14 protein-coding genes and 3 pseudogenes are annotated in these 16,202 nt (G+C 64.9%); 11 read left to right on the forward strand and 6 right to left on the reverse strand.

Features of this window, described 5'->3' with window-relative positions:
- Nucleotides 1-252: 252 nt before the first annotated feature.
- Nucleotides 253-411 carry a Hint domain-containing protein gene (locus FJV41_RS54195; protein WP_246137689.1) on the forward strand — a complete coding sequence of 53 codons (159 nt, stop codon included), beginning with the start codon at nt 253-255 and terminating at the stop codon, nt 409-411.
- A gap of 237 nt (nt 412-648) precedes the next feature.
- On the opposite strand, the gene FJV41_RS38695 is transcribed toward FJV41_RS54195, so the two are convergent.
- Nucleotides 649-1,137 (reverse strand): hypothetical protein, encoded by a 489-nt coding sequence (locus tag FJV41_RS38695; protein ID WP_141647637.1) that lies wholly within the window; start codon nt 1,135-1,137, stop codon nt 649-651.
- A gap of 78 nt (nt 1,138-1,215) precedes the next feature.
- Nucleotides 1,216-1,416 (reverse strand): annotated as a pseudogene (locus FJV41_RS38700) (integrase core domain-containing protein); the annotation flags it as partial.
- Between the two features lie 892 nt (nt 1,417-2,308).
- Between FJV41_RS38700 and FJV41_RS56940 the strand changes: the two are divergent.
- Both FJV41_RS56940 and FJV41_RS38710 read left to right on the forward strand, forming a co-directional pair.
- Nucleotides 2,309-3,053: pseudogene (locus tag FJV41_RS56940) on the forward strand (DUF2381 family protein).
- 277 nt (nt 3,054-3,330) lie between these two features.
- Nucleotides 3,331-4,416: pseudogene (locus tag FJV41_RS38710) on the forward strand (protein kinase domain-containing protein); the annotation flags it as partial.
- A gap of 142 nt (nt 4,417-4,558) precedes the next feature.
- Here the strand turns inward: FJV41_RS38710 and FJV41_RS38715 are convergent.
- Entirely contained in the window at nt 4,559-5,809 is a 1,251-nt protein-coding gene (locus FJV41_RS38715) for a zinc metalloprotease (protein WP_141647639.1), read from the reverse strand.
- 835 nt (nt 5,810-6,644) lie between these two features.
- Between FJV41_RS38715 and FJV41_RS38720 the strand changes: the two genes are divergently transcribed.
- From FJV41_RS38720 to FJV41_RS38735, 4 genes are all read left to right on the forward strand, one after another.
- Nucleotides 6,645-7,127: a hypothetical protein gene (locus tag FJV41_RS38720; protein ID WP_141647640.1), complete on the forward strand. Its 483-nt coding sequence runs from the start codon at nt 6,645-6,647 to the stop codon at nt 7,125-7,127.
- A gap of 257 nt (nt 7,128-7,384) precedes the next feature.
- The gene (locus FJV41_RS38725; protein ID WP_141647641.1) at nt 7,385-8,092 is read left to right on the forward strand and encodes a hypothetical protein; all 708 of its coding nucleotides are present in this window, start codon (nt 7,385-7,387) and stop codon (nt 8,090-8,092) included.
- A gap of 507 nt (nt 8,093-8,599) precedes the next feature.
- Entirely contained in the window at nt 8,600-9,640 is a 1,041-nt protein-coding gene (locus FJV41_RS38730; protein WP_181791230.1) for a PA14 domain-containing protein, read from the forward strand.
- Complete coding sequence (locus tag FJV41_RS38735) at nt 9,641-10,333, forward strand: LamG domain-containing protein (protein WP_141647643.1); 693 nt, start codon at nt 9,641-9,643, stop codon at nt 10,331-10,333. It abuts the gene before it with no gap.
- A gap of 83 nt (nt 10,334-10,416) precedes the next feature.
- Here the strand turns inward: FJV41_RS38735 and FJV41_RS38740 are convergent, their stop codons facing one another.
- Both FJV41_RS38740 and FJV41_RS38745 read right to left on the reverse strand, forming a co-directional pair.
- Nucleotides 10,417-11,307, reverse strand: coding sequence for a DUF1003 domain-containing protein (locus FJV41_RS38740; RefSeq protein ID WP_141647644.1), 891 nt, complete (start codon nt 11,305-11,307; stop codon nt 10,417-10,419).
- A gap of 171 nt (nt 11,308-11,478) precedes the next feature.
- A complete protein-coding gene (locus tag FJV41_RS38745; RefSeq protein ID WP_141647645.1) occupies nt 11,479-11,889 on the reverse strand; it encodes a hypothetical protein in 411 nt (136 codons plus the stop codon).
- 163 nt (nt 11,890-12,052) lie between these two features.
- Between FJV41_RS38745 and sitA6 the strand changes: the two genes are divergently transcribed.
- From sitA6 to FJV41_RS38760, 3 genes are all read left to right on the forward strand, one after another.
- Nucleotides 12,053-12,772 (forward strand): SitA6 family polymorphic toxin lipoprotein, encoded by a 720-nt coding sequence (gene sitA6, locus FJV41_RS38750; protein WP_141647646.1) that lies wholly within the window; start codon nt 12,053-12,055, stop codon nt 12,770-12,772.
- On the forward strand, nt 12,772-13,524 hold the full coding sequence (gene sitI6, locus FJV41_RS38755) for a SitI6 family double-CXXCG motif immunity protein (protein ID WP_141647647.1): 753 nt from the start codon (nt 12,772-12,774) through the stop codon (nt 13,522-13,524). The genes sitA6 and sitI6 overlap by 1 nt, the downstream gene beginning before the upstream one ends.
- Nucleotides 13,525-13,782: 258 nt before the next feature.
- Entirely contained in the window at nt 13,783-14,676 is an 894-nt protein-coding gene (locus FJV41_RS38760; protein ID WP_141647648.1) for a 1,4-dihydroxy-2-naphthoyl-CoA synthase, read from the forward strand.
- Nucleotides 14,677-14,750: 74 nt separating this feature from the next.
- On the opposite strand, the gene FJV41_RS38765 is transcribed toward FJV41_RS38760, so the two are convergent.
- Nucleotides 14,751-15,161 carry a VOC family protein gene (locus FJV41_RS38765; protein ID WP_141647649.1) on the reverse strand — a complete coding sequence of 137 codons (411 nt, stop codon included), beginning with the start codon at nt 15,159-15,161 and terminating at the stop codon, nt 14,751-14,753.
- Nucleotides 15,162-15,220: 59 nt separating this feature from the next.
- On the opposite strand from FJV41_RS38765, the gene FJV41_RS38770 reads away from it, so the two are divergent.
- Nucleotides 15,221-16,171, forward strand: coding sequence for a hypothetical protein (locus FJV41_RS38770; RefSeq protein ID WP_141647650.1), 951 nt, complete (start codon nt 15,221-15,223; stop codon nt 16,169-16,171).
- Nucleotides 16,172-16,202 lie beyond the last annotated feature (31 nt).

The following is a 16,202-nucleotide window of genomic DNA, read 5'->3' on the forward strand; positions in this document are numbered from 1 at the left end:
CTGCCCCAGGTTCGACGTCGCCTTCAGCACCTGCTGCTGCGCCGCATCGGCCATTGCCCGCTGTGCCTCCGCAGACTCGGAGCTCGCGCTCCTCCTCTCGGGCCGTCCTGCATCTGATCAAGTAGTATTAGGCGAGTCCTCCACACCGCGCCAAATGGTCCGGTTGACGCTCAGCAAGCCCTGGGGCAGGTCCAGATCGTTCCACTGGAGCCCGATAATCTCGCCCTGTCGCAGCCCCGCTGCAAGCTTGTGATGATGGATGGTCGCGTGCTGGTCGTGACGCCCGACCATTGCTGGCGCACGGTGGCGTGCGGCTGGATTCGCACGGACGAACTGCGCCCCGGAGAGCTGATTGACGGCTTCGTCCTGGGCGAGTGGCGCACGTCGAACCGACGGATGCCAGTGAAGTGATGCGGATTACCGTACGCTTCGCGAAGACTTACGTCGTGAATGGGATGCCTGCTCATAACCTCAAGCCCCGCGACTAAACGGCGCCTGCACTTCATCCCGGACAACGCGGCTCTGCACCCCAGCAAGAGTGGATGCCTCTTGGCAGCTCGCAACGCGCAGCGGACTGCAAGCCGGCTGCTGCGCGCTGGTCCCGCTCGACTCGCAGCATAAGGCCATTCGAGAACTGCGACCCGTCGTTCAGGGTTCGCCGTACTTTGTGCAGTGTGTATCCGAAATCTTCTTGAAGACGGCTGAATGAGACTCGTTGTGGGCGGCCATGCAATCGTGGAGTTGGGCGGTGCACATGGCTACTTTGGATTTGTCACCTTTCGCGAACGTCTCTTTGCAATTTTTCGACTGCTCGATGCAGGCGTTCTGGCACGCGGCCTGGATTTCCTCGGGCTTGTGAAGGTAGTCGATTCTTTCTTTACGGTCGGGGGAGACGAAGAGCTTGAAGTGGTACCCGGCTTTGAACTTCTCCTTGTTGTCGTGGCACGACACCTTGGGGGCCTTGATTCCGCCCACGGGGAATGAGTTATTCGGCTTCAGCTTCAGCGTGTTCTCGTTCACCTTCGTCATTGGGCAGATGCTGGCGGCGCTGCTCTCCGGGGGTGGCTCAGAAGCGAAGGAGGGAACGGCAACGGAAAGCGTGAACACGGCGGTCAGGCACATCAGGTTTTTCTTCATCAGGCTCTCTCCCTAGACTCTCATTCAGCAACACATCGCGCACCATCGCATCAGAGAAGATGACCTGCCTGGATCCTTTTACGCGAGAGGTGCCGGCCGGGATGGAGTGGGTACCACTGCTTCGCACTGCCGTCGAAATTCCAGAGGCGTGAGGTAGCCGAGGCTCGAGTGTGGCCGGACCAGGTTGTAGTGCTGCCGCCACGCCTCGATGACAACCTTCGCCTCTACCCTGGAACGAAACCATTCCATGCTGAGGCACTCGTCGCGAAAGCGTCCGTTGTGGAGTTGCGCGAGCTGCTTGCCGATGAGGGCGAGTAGCGTAGCCACCCGAGAGAAGGTGTTGCACGAAGCGCCGTGGTCCTTCAGAACGAACATCGCCGCACCGAGGCCAATTGAGGGCTTGGGTGCGGCGACTTTGGCGGTCAGGAGAGTGAGGTGCTCTGCCTTAGAGTGCAGTAAAGACACATGCCGTAGTTGCGCTCTCGAGCGGGCGCAAGGGCCCAGCGCGGATTCCGCACAATCTGTAGTTGGGCTTGCGACTGGGGAAGTATTCTATCGCGGAAGAGCAGGTTATTACGTATGGATCCGTGCTAGTATTGCAACCGCCGTCCGCGGCTTCACCTAGTTCCAGGACGCCCGGTTGCCAGAAGCTCTTTCCCTCGTGCAATAGGAATTGGCGTGTAGCTCCCGGCAAGGCGACAAGTGCTCCAGTTACGGAAGTCAGGTTGGAGCGATTGGGATTGAGGTCTGCCCATTCGCATCCATGTGCGTCGCCCGTCACGGTTACTGTCACGGTCGTCACGAGCCCGACATCAACGACAGTGGTGTTGCACTGGGCTTGGGCAACCCGAGGGCCAACAAGTAGTGCGAGGGTTGTGGCAAATAGAACAAGCCTCATGATTCGTCTCCAGGTGTGGGGTGAGAACAGTCCAGCGGTGCTGCTGAAGCAAGGTGATAGCCGCGACTTCTTTGTGTGCTACGGGGCGGGGACAACTCCCGCGAGCCACTCCAATGTCTGTCTTTTTGTCGGATTGTCGATATTGTGCGATGGGACAAGAGTTTTGTCAGGTGGCGGACGTTGTATGTCGATGTCGATTCTGTGACTCGTCTCTCATGAAAACGCGAATAAGCCGGCGGGCAATGCGGCTCAGTACGTGCACTTTTGTCCACGATGCTTCTCTTCGACTCTGAGCTGGCTCAAGATGGGGTCGAATTGGACGAGAGGGGGGTATTCTCAATTGTCGACATGGGCCGCATGACGATGCGGTTGGTCCCTTCTGCGAAAGTGAGTCCCGGAGAGAAGTTCCGGGTTTCGGTGAGATTCCGTGATGGCGCGGCGCCTCCCAGGGCATCCTTCTCACTGACCGTCCATCCCGCGCGTGCGGACACGGTTGTCGAGGTGTATCGGAATACAAGAACCGTCGAGTCGTACCGGCAAGAGGCAAGAGAAGCGCGAGCCGAGACACAGCGGTGCCAGGAGGAAAGCGCGCGCTTGGTCTCGGAACATGGAGTCCCGGGGGCTGGTAGGCTTGCTCGCGATGGGCGGCATTGATGTGAGTGGTGTGGCCGGGAGAATTGTGACGGAGGCGATTCCCTCGGACTCGAAGAGCGTACTTCAGCCTTTCAAGGTGCAAAGCTATCGCTCGACAGGGCGTGTAGCCCTGGAAGTCTTACTGAGTGGCCTGCGCGGAGAACTGCCGTGGATTGCGAGCGGCGCCGCCCTACGCGGTGTTCCTGGAACGGAATTGAAGGTGCTTCGTGTCTGGCAAGAATCACCCATCACCCCAGGTGGAAAGGGGCGAGTGGTGATTGAAACAGAGGCTTCCGGCGAATCCGCACGCGGCCCCTTCGCCCTCAAGCTGTGGGAGGCCAATGGGCCGCGCACGGTGACGATTAGCAACGTGACCTTCCCCTGACGGGCCTTCGAGGCATGTCGGGGTGACGTTGTAAGGTTCCGCCGCGCAGTCGGTTCCCAGCCGTTTGTCAGACGGGAATGCCAGCATTCAACCCACTTGCCTTCCTTGGAGAGAGGCATGGGGGTGAAGAATGTGTGCTGTCCGCTGAATACTGTGCGCCGTTCTCTTCGTAACGGGATGCGCTGGCGTTGAGCCCTCGACGCGCAGGCGCACTTTCCAGCAGCGTTCCGCACTACTCGGGGAAGGGGAAACGGAGGCTCGGCATTCCCGAGGACAGAGGAGCGATGCGTTCGATGCGCACCACGGGCTGAGCCTCTTCGTCGCGCGGCGCCGGACGCTGGAGGGCAACCACCCCCGCGGGAAGGTGCTGCTCAATGCGGTTGGCCTCCAGACGGGCCAGGAGGGGGCGGGCGTCAAGCGGGCAAGGGTAAGGCTCGAAGAGCAGGTGCGTCTTGCGACCTTCCTCAACCATCCGGGGATCCTTCGCGTCCACAGGATGCACAAGGCGGAAGGGTGCTGGTACGTCATCACCGATCATCCGTCAGGGCACAGCGTGAGCGACATGCTGACGCTCGCTGCGGAGTGCGGGCGCCGGTTCTCGCCCCTGTTCGCGCTGTACGTGGGGGCCAAGGTGGCTGCGGCTCTTGAGCACGCCCACGAGGCCAGGGACGGCGAGGGGAAGCCCCTCAACATCGTTCACCGGGCCGTCGACGTGGGGACCATCTTCGTTGACTGGAAGGGTGGCGTGCAGGTTGCCGACTTCGGACTCGCCCTGTCGGACTTGCCTGGGCGCGTTTCATCCACGGTGCGCCGTCCGCTGGGGGATGCGTTCTACTCTTCTCCTGAAATGCTCCTGACCGGTCGTGTTGATGCGCGTTCGGACCTCTTCGCGCTCGGCGTCGTCATGCTCGAAATCGCGACGGGGAGGAACCTTCTCGACGCTCCGGACGACCTGACCGAAGAGGTGAAGGGCTCGCTGTCGGTCAGGCAGCGCGTGCGCGTCCGGCGTGCCATCCGACGGGCCCGCCTCGCGAACAGTCACCCCATGGTTGAAGACGTAATCTGGCGCGCGGCGACCTACTCGCAGGCGGACCTGGACGCGTTGACGGAGAACCTCCCGCAGGGGTTGCGGGTGACGTTGGGCCGGCTTCTTCAAGCGAAGCCCGCTGACCGCTACCGGTCGGCGCGCGAGTTGGCGGCGGACCCGCGCCACTGGCTGGGGGACGGTGAGGTCTTCGGGCAGGAGGACGCGGAAGCCGAGCTGCTCAAGCTCATGAAGCTGGCCGGCGAGGAGCTGACCGAGCTGGGCATTCGGCGTCCCCAAGGCTTTGAGGCATCCCAGGACGAAATCAGCACGAACTAAACGACGGAGCGCGATTCTCGATAGGTCTCATGCTGCGCGTCGTGCGGTGACGGCACGCAGCACGGGGCTGGGAAAGGCCGCGCACTCGGAGAGGTCATCCGCTCCCTCTCCGAGCACGGTTCACCGATTTACCTTAAGCGGGTTAGCGGGCGTCGCGCGGGTCCCCGGTGAGGCAGGGCTCCATCTTCTCGGGGGCGACGAGGAACAGCTCCTCGCGGCCCAGGTCCTGGGTGATGCCCGGCGTGGCGAAGCCAATCTGGCCGCCGCCGTCGTACAACAGGGCCGCCCAGTCGTTCTGCGACACGGGGTACACATCCGTCGCGTCGCCGTCGCGGTTGAAGTCCAACGCAATGGTGTTGAAGTCGTATTGGCGGTTGTTGTTGAAGTCGACGAAGTCGGCTGCGGAGAACATCGCCACCTGGGCGTCGTTGAAGCGCAGCCCGTAGTACCTAGTCAGTTCCGACCCGGTGGACGGGGCGACGGCCGCGAACGCGGTGAGCTCATTGACGGCCGCCTCGTTGATGGAATCCACGTGCACACGCGAGTAGTCGAGCGCGCCGACCGTGCCGCCAAGTTCGAATCCATAGAACTGGTATTCGTAGTTCATGATGCTCAGGTAGTTGGGCTTGTAGTTGGCTCCGTCGTTGCCACCGTGGTCCAGGCCCAGGTTGTGACCCAGTTCGTGCATGAGGGTGCCGGCCTGCTGTTGCTCGGTGCCATTGAAAGAGCCCAACGTCATCAGGAAGTCATGCGCGGGGAGGCCGCGAGAGATACCGCTGGAGAAGTTCCCGTTGTGTTGGTGCGCGAACACCGCGTAGTGAAAGTAGGGCGCGCGGGCGGCGGCGAAGTACTTCGCCTTGATGACGTCGAATTCCGTCCACACGGGGCTCAGGTTCATGTCCGCGTCCGCGGCGGCGATCTGCTGATCCAGCACCAGGTGCAGCGTGATGCCAGTGGACCCATCCGGATTGCTCACCGGCGCGCTGGCGAAAGCCGTGATGACCTTGTCCAGCGTGGCCTGGCTGGGCCTGAGGTTGGGATAGTAGTCCACCTCCACGAAGACGTCCTTCCTGCGCGCGTTCGCGCCGAGGGCCGTCAGGTCCAGGCCACCGCCGAAGCCGAACGACTCCGCGTAGTCGTTGAGGCGGTCTCCGTCCGTGTCGGGGTTGTTGGGATTGGTGCCCAGCAACAGCTCCACCACGTCGCAGACGCCGTCGCGGTCCGTATCGGGGAGAAGCGCGCAGGCGGGGATTGGGAGAGGGATGGCCGTCGCGGATTCCACCCCCTGGCGGGTGCTGACCACCTCCGCGTCCGGGAGGTCGGCGCCGCCACACCCGTTCAAACCGAGGAGCGCAACGGAAGCTGTCAGCAGCGCCTTGTGAAGCTTGGACATGGAATTCCTTTGTGTGCAAACAGTCGGCATCACACCAACTGCCTCCTTCTTGCAGTTTGCTGTATTTGTTGTCTATTCAATTATTGCATGGTTTACATGTTTGAGATAGGCATGAAGCGTGGCCGGACAGCCCGGGCGCTCTCCCCAGCTCAGGCCCGATTTTGGGGTTGAGGTGCACGTCCATCTCGTCCTCGTAGAGGACGGGCTCCTGGGGACGGGCGTAGGTGGCCCGGCACTTCAATTGCCACTGGCGCTGGTGCCGCCGCCGCCGCGCGGGCCAGGGGCAGCGCACCCTTGCGACGTGCGCCCACCGAGGCCAGCGCGCGTCCCATGGTCGCGGGCGACCTGGCCGTTGAAGGCTCTGCCATCTCGCAGTCCCTCACGGCCGCGCTCCTGCTAGCGCAGCACGGCGGCCACCACGGTGGAGGTGGCGCAGCCCCATCACCGCGCTGCTGGCGCCCGCCTACTCTCCAGGCCGATCGGGAATCGCGCTCCGTCGTTTAGGACGGCGCCCAGGTGCCGGCCCTCACTGCTCGGGGGCTGGCGCCATGTTGCACGTATGTCGCAGAAGGCTGCGGAACGGGTTGGGACGAACCGGGACGGGGCGGGACGCGGAGGGAAGTCGAATCCGAGTGGTTCCGGGCGGTTGCGAGGTAAGGGCGCGATTCTGCTGGGGTTTTCGCAACGCCGGCCGTGGGTTCGATCCCCGCCGCCTCCCATCCAGCGAGGAGCGCTCGGCCGCGAGGCGGTCGAGCGCACGGTCGACTTCCGTGGTGGTGGGGAAAGCTCATTCTCTGCTCTGGCAAATGGCCATCGGAGGGTATGAGGAACGACCATGAGCGACGAGCGAACGCCTACCGAGCCTGAAGTGATGGAGCCCACGTTCTGGCAGAAGAATGGCTGGTCGGCCCGGGTCATCAAGAACGAGGACGATGACGGCTGGGCCGTGGAGATCCGCAAGCAGGGGATTGCCGAGCCCGTCCTCATCAGTCCGTGGGTGATGGGCCGCGACAAGAAGAACCCCAAGCCCTTCGATGCGCCCGCGTTCGCGACCTTCGTGAAGACGGCCTCGGAGGTCCTCGACCGCTCCGCGCGACAGCGCGACCAGGCCCTGACCCGGAAGCTCTCCATCGCCTGGGAGGGCCGTTGGTACGAGGTCCTGCTGGAGATCGTGGCCGATGAGTATGAGCCCCACGCGCTGCTCTCGGCCACCGACGACGCGGGTGCGACTGTCGCGAAGCATCGCGTGCCCATGAACTTCAAGTTCAACAGGGACACCGCCAACGTGTGGGTGCGCGAAGGCTTCCCCGAGCCCTGAGCTGGCTGTCCTCAACGCCCGGAGTCAGTGCCCGCCCGTCCCTGGCCACTTCGGGGCCCGGGCGGGTGGAGACACGCGCGTGGAAGAAATGGCAGTGCGATTTCCGCAAAACATGCGGAATCAGCATCTACGTACTTCCCCGCATCAAGGTCTGTCATGAAGACACGCGGCGCGCGGATGCGAGGTGCCGGGGCCCTCTCCGCTCGAAAGCCTGACGAGCGATGGGCTTGGAATGACAAATGCTAGGAAGCCTTCCCATGAAAATCCAAGCATGGGCCCTGGCGGGAATGGTGATGCTGGGCAGCGGCTGCATCTCCAGCATTCGGACCAGCAGTCACTCATTCCTGGACGCGAAGAAGTCCGAGGCACTCCTCCAAGGAGGCCCGGATGACGCCGCGCGACGCATCACGGAGTTGATGAGCAAGCGCGGCTTCCCAGTGACGGAGAAGCAAGTCCGCAAGGACGGGAGCCTCGTCTACGTCTTCAAGGGACAGCGCACGGCGTTGACCACGGTGTCGGGGGGCGACATCGTCTACGGCTCCACGAATACGGTGGGGTCCATGTTCTTCGTGCTGCTGACGCCACGCGAGGACGGCGTCACCCGGATGGACTTGTTCGGCAATCCCACCTTGGATGGCCGCGCGGTGTGCAGTGACGCCCCGCCCACCTGGGTGCCGAGATGCGACAAGAATGTCATCACCGGCTCGCTCTGGCACGGCCGGGACCAGATGACCGGGAAGGATGAGGCGGAGGCCATCCGCGGCATGCTGCTGGAGCTGGAGTTGGGACAGACCAGCGGCCCTGGTGCGTTGATCGCCAGGCCGGAGGCTCCGCCCGAGGCCCCCTCCCAGCCGACCTGCGTCGCCTCGGAACATCCGGACTGGGCGGGCGCCTCGGCCGTCCAGAAGAAGAAGCTCCTGGAGATGTGCCGCGTTCCGGTCGCCCAGGCCACCGACGCGAACTGACACAGACAGCTCCAGGTCTCGCAGGCGCGAGGAGTCGCCCAGCACATCAAGGCACAGCTCATGCGCCGGCGCCGCACCACGCGGGCGCACCTCGACAGCGACTTCGACGCGGGCGCGCTGGAGCGGTTCAATCCCTTGCGAAGGTGTCATTGTCATCATGAGAGAGGAATGGTTCCGTCCCTGATGGAGAAGTCTTCCGGATTGCGACGCACTCGTGAAGACAAGCGAAGCGATGGCTTGACGGGGTGAGAAAGCCCCGTGCACAATTGTTGGTGCAACCGCGCTACATGGAATTTGAGACATCTGGAATTCCTGGCGCTGTGCCTACCAAGGGTGCTCTTCATGAACAGAGCGATACGTACGCTCCGGACTCTCCCTGTCTTCTCCCTTGCCTTCCTCGCGGCGTGCCACGGCTCCTCTTCCGAGAAGGGTGACGACCTCGAAGCGAGTGAGACAGCCCCCTCGGCGCTCGTCTCGTCCAGTGTGTCTCCCAGCAGCGACGAGGCCATGAGCGGCATCTGGGCGGGCGGAGGAAGCGCGCCCATCCATGGATTGATGGATGACGGTGTCTCCTTCGCGGCGAGTGATCGCGGCGGCTCGTTCGCGCGCAGCGCCCCCGCGAGAACGTCATCGACCCTGACCCTGGGCTATCACGACAGCGCCATGCCCGGCGGCGCATCGAAAGTCGTCGTGAACTACGACGGATGGGCCATCAACGGAGGCGCCGGCTCGCTCCGCGTGAAGCTCTACGATGGCGCGACCCTGCTCGCCACGGGGCCCCTCCACGGACTCACCACCACTCCCGGGAACTTCAGCGACACGTTCGCCAGCCTGGACGTTGCGGACGCAAGGTTGCTCCGGACCGAGCTGCTCTTCGAGAACAGTGCGGCGGCCGGATCTCTGGTCTCGTCCATCATCTGGCTCGACGTCACCGGTCGCAGCGGCACCGGGCTCCAGGGGCAATATTTCGACAACATCGACTTCACTGGCGCTTCGGTGAGTCGAGTGGATGCCACCGTCGATTTCAATTGGGGAGCGGCCGCGCCTCTCACCGACCTCGGCGCCGAGACCTTCAGCGTGCGCTGGACGGGCAAGGTCAGCGCCGACCACACGGAGACGTACACCTTCTACACCACCAGCGACGATGGCATCCGCCTGACGGTGAATGGCATGCGCATCATCGACAACTGGACCGCACACGGCGCCATCGAGAACTCCGGGACCAGCGCGCTCCAGGCCGGCGAGCCCTACGACATCGTGCTCGAGTACTTCGAGAACACTGGCAACGCCGTGGCCACGCTCTCGTGGTCATCGCCGTCGACGCCGAAGGGCATCATCCCCAGGGAGAACCTCTTCCCCGGCCCGGCGGGCCCTCCCATCCCTGTCACGAAGCTCGACTGCCCTCCGGGTTTCATCAACGAGGTCTTCCGCGACGACTTCGACGGGACTGCCCTCGACACCACGAAGTGGGACGTCATCCAGGGAAACAACAACCCCAGCGGGGGCGCGTTCACGCAGCTCACCAAGATGCTCCGCGCCAACGTGTAGGTGGAGGACGGCAAGCTGAAGGTCGCCTCCAAGCGCCACTGCGCGGACCCCTATCCCAACATCACGCCGGAGAATCCCGCCAGGTGCGCGGGCACGAACTACTACTCGGGCGCATGGCTGAAGGGGAAGGGCACCTTCGCTCCGGGAAAGGGGGCGATGGCCTTCCACGCGAGGATGCCGGCCCCCATGCCCGGCACGTTCCCCGCCCTGTGGGCCCGCAACAGCTTCGGCGATGCACGCTATGGCGAGCTCGACCTCATCGAGACCTGGTGGGATTCCCCCAAGGGCACGGCCAATGACCCGAACAAGTTCTCGGCCACCACGCACGTCGGCTCGAGCCCGATGATTCACACCTCGAACAACGAGGTCGGCCCCTTCGCCAACCTGGTTTCCGCGGCGCACGTCTGGGAAGTCGAGTGGGACGCCGCCGCGGTTCCGGCGATCGCCCGATACTACTATCGGGACAGCCTGGGCTCTTCGCGCATCCTGGTGCGGACCGCGACCTACCAGACGTCTGGCTTCAACGGGAGGGTCACCGACGAGGCTTTCCGCACGGCGCTCGCCGATGGGTGGCGCCCCTATATCGACTTCGCGGTGCAGCCGGAGGGGACCTGGAACGTCGGGCCGGATACCGCGGCGGTCTATGACCCGCCAGACCTGGAGGTTGATTCGGTCATCATCTGCGCCCCCTGACGCCAACTGGCGTTGCACTTCCGCTCGATGGAGGCGAGTTGGGCTTCCGCGCCAAACTGAGCCTGGAGCCAGCGGTGGCTCGGTCAGCCCTGGGATGCCGCGGGCTGGCCGGGCTTGGAGGTCGCCGGCGCCGAGGGTGGGCGCCCGCGCTCGACGGCGTCCAGGCGGGCCATGGTCTGCGCGTAGAGGTGGTCCAGCTTGGAGTGGAGCTGGGTGACCTCCATGCCGGCGCGGATGTTGGCTTCGTACTCGACGTCGGAGCGGATGCGGTCCTTGGCGGCCTGCCGGCTCTGGCTGATGAGGACGAAGCAGGACAGGAAGATGGCCTCCAGGCTGACCACCATGGTGAGCAGGCCGAAGGGGAACGGGTCGAACGCGTGGAACGTGGGAATCCATCCCAGGTTGATGGTGATCCACACCGCGAACCACACGGCGTGCAGCATCATGAAGGTGAAGGTACCGCTGAAGGCGGCCAGTCCATCCGCGAGTCGTTGGATGGTCGTCAGTCGCTCCTCCACCATCTCGTTGGGGCTGAGTGATGGCCGGCTGTGCAGCATCTTGTCTGCTTCGCGCAGGCGACGGCCGATGGCGGTCAGCACGTCCATGGCGCTGGAGGGGTGGCGCCGGAAGAGGAGCTCGAGGTCGGCGCGGTCCACCTTGAGGGCGGACGTTTCCTGGATGGCGCGGGCATCCGCGCTGCGCGGGTCTCCATCCAGCAGGGACAGCTCGCCGAAGAAGTCGCCGCGTCGCGCGGTCTCGAAGACGATGACCTGGCCGGTGGTGTCCTCGACGGAGATTTGAACCTCGCCGGAGCTGACGATGTAGATGGCGCCGCCGGGGTCTCCTCGGCTGAACACCTTCTCTCCGGCGGACAGGCGCACTTCCTCGAGCTGGTTTGCGAGCAGCGCGCGCTCCTCGTCATCGAGGGCGGCGAAGAGGGGCACTTCCTTGAGCAGGGCGACGTCGGCGGGCATGACGCGGAGTTCCTCGCGAAGGGCTGCACCGTGCGCTCCGCAGGCTGGCACCTTCCGAGCAATTCGCCCAGCGTCACCGTGTCACGGGACGATGGTTTTCCCAGGGCCGAAAAGTAGGGCCCGGCCGGATGACTGTGGCTCCAACGAGTCGCGGTGCTTTCGCGACGTGGCTCACGGCGAAGGGGATTCGCGGGAGGTTTTCGGCTCGACGGTGGAGGCGACGTTCTGCGGGGTACCGTCGGAGAAGGGCCTGACGTCGAACTGGACGCGGACGGAGCGGCCGGGCTTCAGGTTCTCGCGCAGATAGGTCTCGATGTCCTGGTCGCGAGGGACAGTCTCTCCGGCGATGCGTGTCTGATGTGTCACGCGGATGGGAATCGAAGCGCCGCTGGGACCGGTGACGAAGAGTGTTCCCGGGGCGGTTTCGAGCACCGGGCCGGAGAAGGCCCGAAGCGTGCCCTCGGCATCTGGAGCAGGGGAGGGACGGGCCGAGTCCCCGCTCGCCTGGGTGTCCACGGCCAGGGCCAGGGGAGGCGTGCTCAGCAAGAGTCCGAGGAGCAGGTGCTGGGTCCATCGTTTCATCGGAAGGCCTCCTGGGCTGGGCGGAGCAGTCGTCCACGGGAAGCATGGCCACTGACACGCTTGAAGGCAGGGCCTGCCTGTCCGGTCGGGGGCCGATAGGGTCGGCCCGATGCCGGGACGGGCATGGTGAACAAGTGCCGACGTCCGGCGGGGGGAAGTGCGCATGCGAAGGACAACCTGGGTGATTTGCCTCGGGATTCTGCTGTGGGCCTGCGCGACGCCATCGAGTGTGGTGCACCGCGATGCCGCGCTGCTGCCGGTTGATGACGTGTCCGCCGAAGAGTGTGCCGCGGCAGCAGAGGACGACAGCGGGTGTGTCGCCCTGTCGTGCGCGAGTGGCGAATGCGGTCTGTACCGGTGCGAGGACCTTGCTTCCGCTCCGGTGGCCTTCCGTGGGCCGATGCCGGCGTCGGCCGCGGCCTCACAGCAGCGAATGCGGGGCCCAGCCCAACCTCTCCCGGGCCGAGGCCCCGTGCTCGTCATCCCGTGGCATCGTGCCGAGGAGTTGCCGAGCCAGGCGCGACTCCGAAAGGCGTATGCCGAGTGGGCCAGTGTCCCGAAGGAGAAGCACCACATTTTCCCTCGCGCGCTCGAGAACTACTTCACCTTGCGTGGCATCAACATCCACGAGTTCGCCCTTGCCATCGACGTGCGGCGTCATCGCCAAATCCACGATGGCAAAGACGGCGGACCGTGGAACGCGGATTGGCGCGCTTTCATTGAGGCGAAGGAGCGAGGCATCAGTAAGGCTACGAAGTGGGAACTGATGGAGCACGCGGGCTTCATGATTCAGAAGTATCATCTGGTCGGAATGCCCCTGTCCTACTGGACGAAGCTCGATGAGTTGTTCGCTGTGCCGACAAGCGGAGTTGGAGGGAAGTGATGCGCTATTTCGAGTTGCGTCGCTCGCTGCCGCATCGCGACCCGGCCTACCCAGGGGGGTATCAAGCCGAGCATCGATGGGGGCTTCCAGGTGCGGTGTGTCCCACCTGCCATGGCGAGTGGGCCAGACTTGGACTCGACTATCCGGCAGTCGACCTGACCACGCTGTCGAGTGAGCGCGAGTATCGCAAGGCTCGACAGACGATGTGGGACGAGTACTCGCGGCTCCGTGATGCCGTGATGCCGTTGCTACCGGCGGGTGCGCTGGTTGCGCCAGGTACGCACCTGGGGCCGTTGGTGGGCAGGGCCCGCGGCAACCTGCCGCCTGTCGTGCTCCAGGAGTCGTGGAGGTTGCTGGTTCATGGTGACGTGCTCCAGCAACTCGAGGATGCGAAACTCACGGGCATCACACCCGTTGAGGCGCGCATCAGCGGGAGCAAGCGCGGCCCTCTGTACGAACTCGCACTCATGCCGCAAGGGAGATTGGCATCAGAATGCCAGCCGCGATTCTACGGCAGTGGTCCCTGTGCCAACTGTGGCATGCAGGAGTACGACATCCCCGAACCGTGGTGGATGGACGCGACCAGCCCTCCGTCCCTGGATCTGGTCCGCTTCGCCATGATGCCGACCCTCATCCTGGCGAGTGAGCGGTGCGTCGAGGTCCTTGGCGAACTGCTGCCTCTCAGCGGAGTGCTCGCGGTGGAGGTTCCGACGACGCCTCCGCCTGTCCCTCATCGCGGAGCGCAGCCGTAGACGTCTGCTTGACGTCGACCATCCAGCGGGCTCGATCCTCCGGTGCCGCACCATGGACGCCAAACGACTTGAAGCGCTCTTGCACCAACTCCTGCGCATCGCCGCGCTCGGATGGGTAGGCGGCGAGTGTCTCACCGCTCCCATGCGGGACCAGCCCAGGGGAATGAACCTCGCCATCCTTGGATGGACGATGGACGCTCCCCGCGTGCCGGCGTAGGGTCCGCGCCCGTTCCCCCCTTTCTCCCGAGTGAGAAACCCATGGTCTCGGCCATCTTCAATCCGGCCCGCTGGACGCCCGTCGAGGGCCACAAGTTCAAGGACATCACCTTCCACCGCGCGGTGGACCAGGGCACGGTGCGCATCGCGTTCAACCGTCCCGAGGTGCGCAACGCCTTCCGTCCCCGCACCGTCGACGAACTGTCCAAGGCGCTGGAGGCCACGCGCTTCATGACGGACGTGGGCTGCGTGCTCATCACCGGCAACGGCCCGTCCCCCAAGGACGGCGGCTGGGCGTTCTGCTCGGGCGGAGACCAGCGCATCCGCGGCAAGGACGGCTACAAGTACGAGGGCGAGGAAGGCGAGTCCGACCCGGCGCGCCTCGGCCGGCTGCACATCCTGGAAGTCCAGCGGCAGATCCGCTTCCTCCCCAAGGCGGTCATCGCCGTGGTGCCGGGGTGGGCCGTGGGCGGTGGACACAGCCTGCATGTCGTCTGCGACATGACCATCGCGAGCCAGGAGCACGCGGTGTTCAAGCAGACCGACGCGGACGTGGCCAGCTTCGATGGTGGCTATGGCTCGGCGCTGCTGGCGCGGCAGATTGGCCAGAAGCGGGCGCGCGAAATCTTCTTCGTGGGCGCGAACTACTCGGCGCAGGAGGCCTTCCAGATGGGAATGGTCAACGCCGTGGTGCCCCACGAGAAGCTGGAGGACTTCGCGCTGGAGTGGGCGGCGGAGATCAACACCAAGAGCCCCACCGCCATCAAGATGCTGAAGTACGCCTTCAACCTGCCCGACGACGGTCTGGTGGGGCAGCAGCTCTTCGCGGGCGAGGCCACGCGCCTGGCCTACGGCACCGAAGAGGCCCAGGAAGGCCGCGACGCCTTCGTGCAGAAGCGCAAGCGCGACTTCAAGCGCTTCCCCTGGAGCTACTGAACCGCGCTTCGCTTCGTGAGACTCGGCCCGCTTCGGAGACACCCCAGAGCGGGCCGTTCACATGCTTCAGCTGCCTACACGGTGAAGACCACGGACGGCGCGGAGCGCTTCGCCGGGCCATGGTAGACGGCTTCGATGTTGTTACCGTCCGGGTCCAGCACGAAGGCCGCGTAGTAGCCCGGGTGGTAGGGCCGCTCACCTGGGCCGCCGTTGTCCTTCCCACCGGCCGCGAGCGCGACCTCGTAGACGCGCTTCACCATCTCCTGGTCCTTCGCCTGGAAGGCCAGATGGACGCCGCGTCCACTCGGCGCACCGGGGTCCGCGGTGCTGACGAACAGCTCGTCCGCGAAGAAGTTGTCGGGGCCATGCGAGCCCAGCGGGATGCCCAACACTTCGAGAATGGCCTGATAGAACCGCTTGCTCGCCGCCAGGTCCTTGGCGCGGAGGTGGACGTGGTCGAGCATCCGGCCTCTGTGAAATTCCATGGTGCTCCTCGCGGAAATGTGCGCCCCTGAGGGGGTACGCGTGGAGGCGCGAGGCTGCCATGAAACCCCATTTCCTGACCTTCTTTTGCGAGCTGGCTCCGGAGCCACTTCGCGAACTGTTCAACACCGAAGGCGTCATCGACGATCTCCAGGCGATGCGCGCCGGCGTGAGCCTGGGACTCCTGGACTTGAGCCCCGAGCGAGCCGATGTGGTGCGCCGCCTGAACCGCGCGGGCATCCCCGTCACGGCGTGGCTCCTGCTCCCTCCGGAGCAGGGCTACTGGTTCCACGCGGGCAACGTGCTGCAAGCGCGTGCGCGCTACGAAGCCTTCAGGACGTGGACGGACGACGAGAAGCTCGAGTGGGCCGGCGTGGGGTTGGACATCGAGCCCGATATCCAGGAGCTGCGCAGGTGGGCCGAAGCGCCGCTGCGGAGTCTTCCTGGGATGCTCTCGCGGCTCATCCTCCGAGGAGGTCGCTCCCGCGAGGCGAGGGCGGGCTACCACGCGCTGGTGGAGCGCATCCGCGTGGATGGCTACCGCGTGGACGCGTACCAGTTCCCCTTCATCGTGGATGAGCGCCAGGCGCGCTCCTCCGTGCTGCGGCGCGTGGCGGGTCTGGTGGACGTGCCCGCGGACCGGGAGGTGCTGATGCTCTACACCAGCTTCGTGCGTCCCCGAGGCGCCGCGCTCCTGTGGAGCTACGCGCCGGGCACGGGCTCGCTCGCGGTGGGCAGCACAGGGGGCGGCGTGGAGCTGCCAGGGGTCCTCTCGGCGCCGCCGCTGGACTGGACGGAGCTGTCGCGCGACTTGCGGCTCGCGGTGCGCTGGACGCATGACCTGCACGTCTTCAGCCTGGAGGGCTGCGTGAAGCAGGGCTTCCTGTCGCGGCTGCGCGTGTTCGACTGGGACGCTCCCGTGGACCCTCCCTGGGTGGAGTCGCGGCGCGTGGACGCGGTGCGCCGGGCCGCGCGCAGTGTGCTCCACGCGTCGGGCCGGTTGCTGCGCTGACAGGGGAGGGGGCGCACGCAGTGTCGGGGTG

Source organism: Myxococcus llanfairpwllgwyngyllgogerychwyrndrobwllllantysiliogogogochensis, assembly GCF_006636215.1.
GTDB classification, from domain to species: Bacteria; Myxococcota; Myxococcia; order Myxococcales; family Myxococcaceae; genus Myxococcus; species Myxococcus llanfairpwllgwyngyllgogerychwyrndrobwllllantysiliogogogochensis.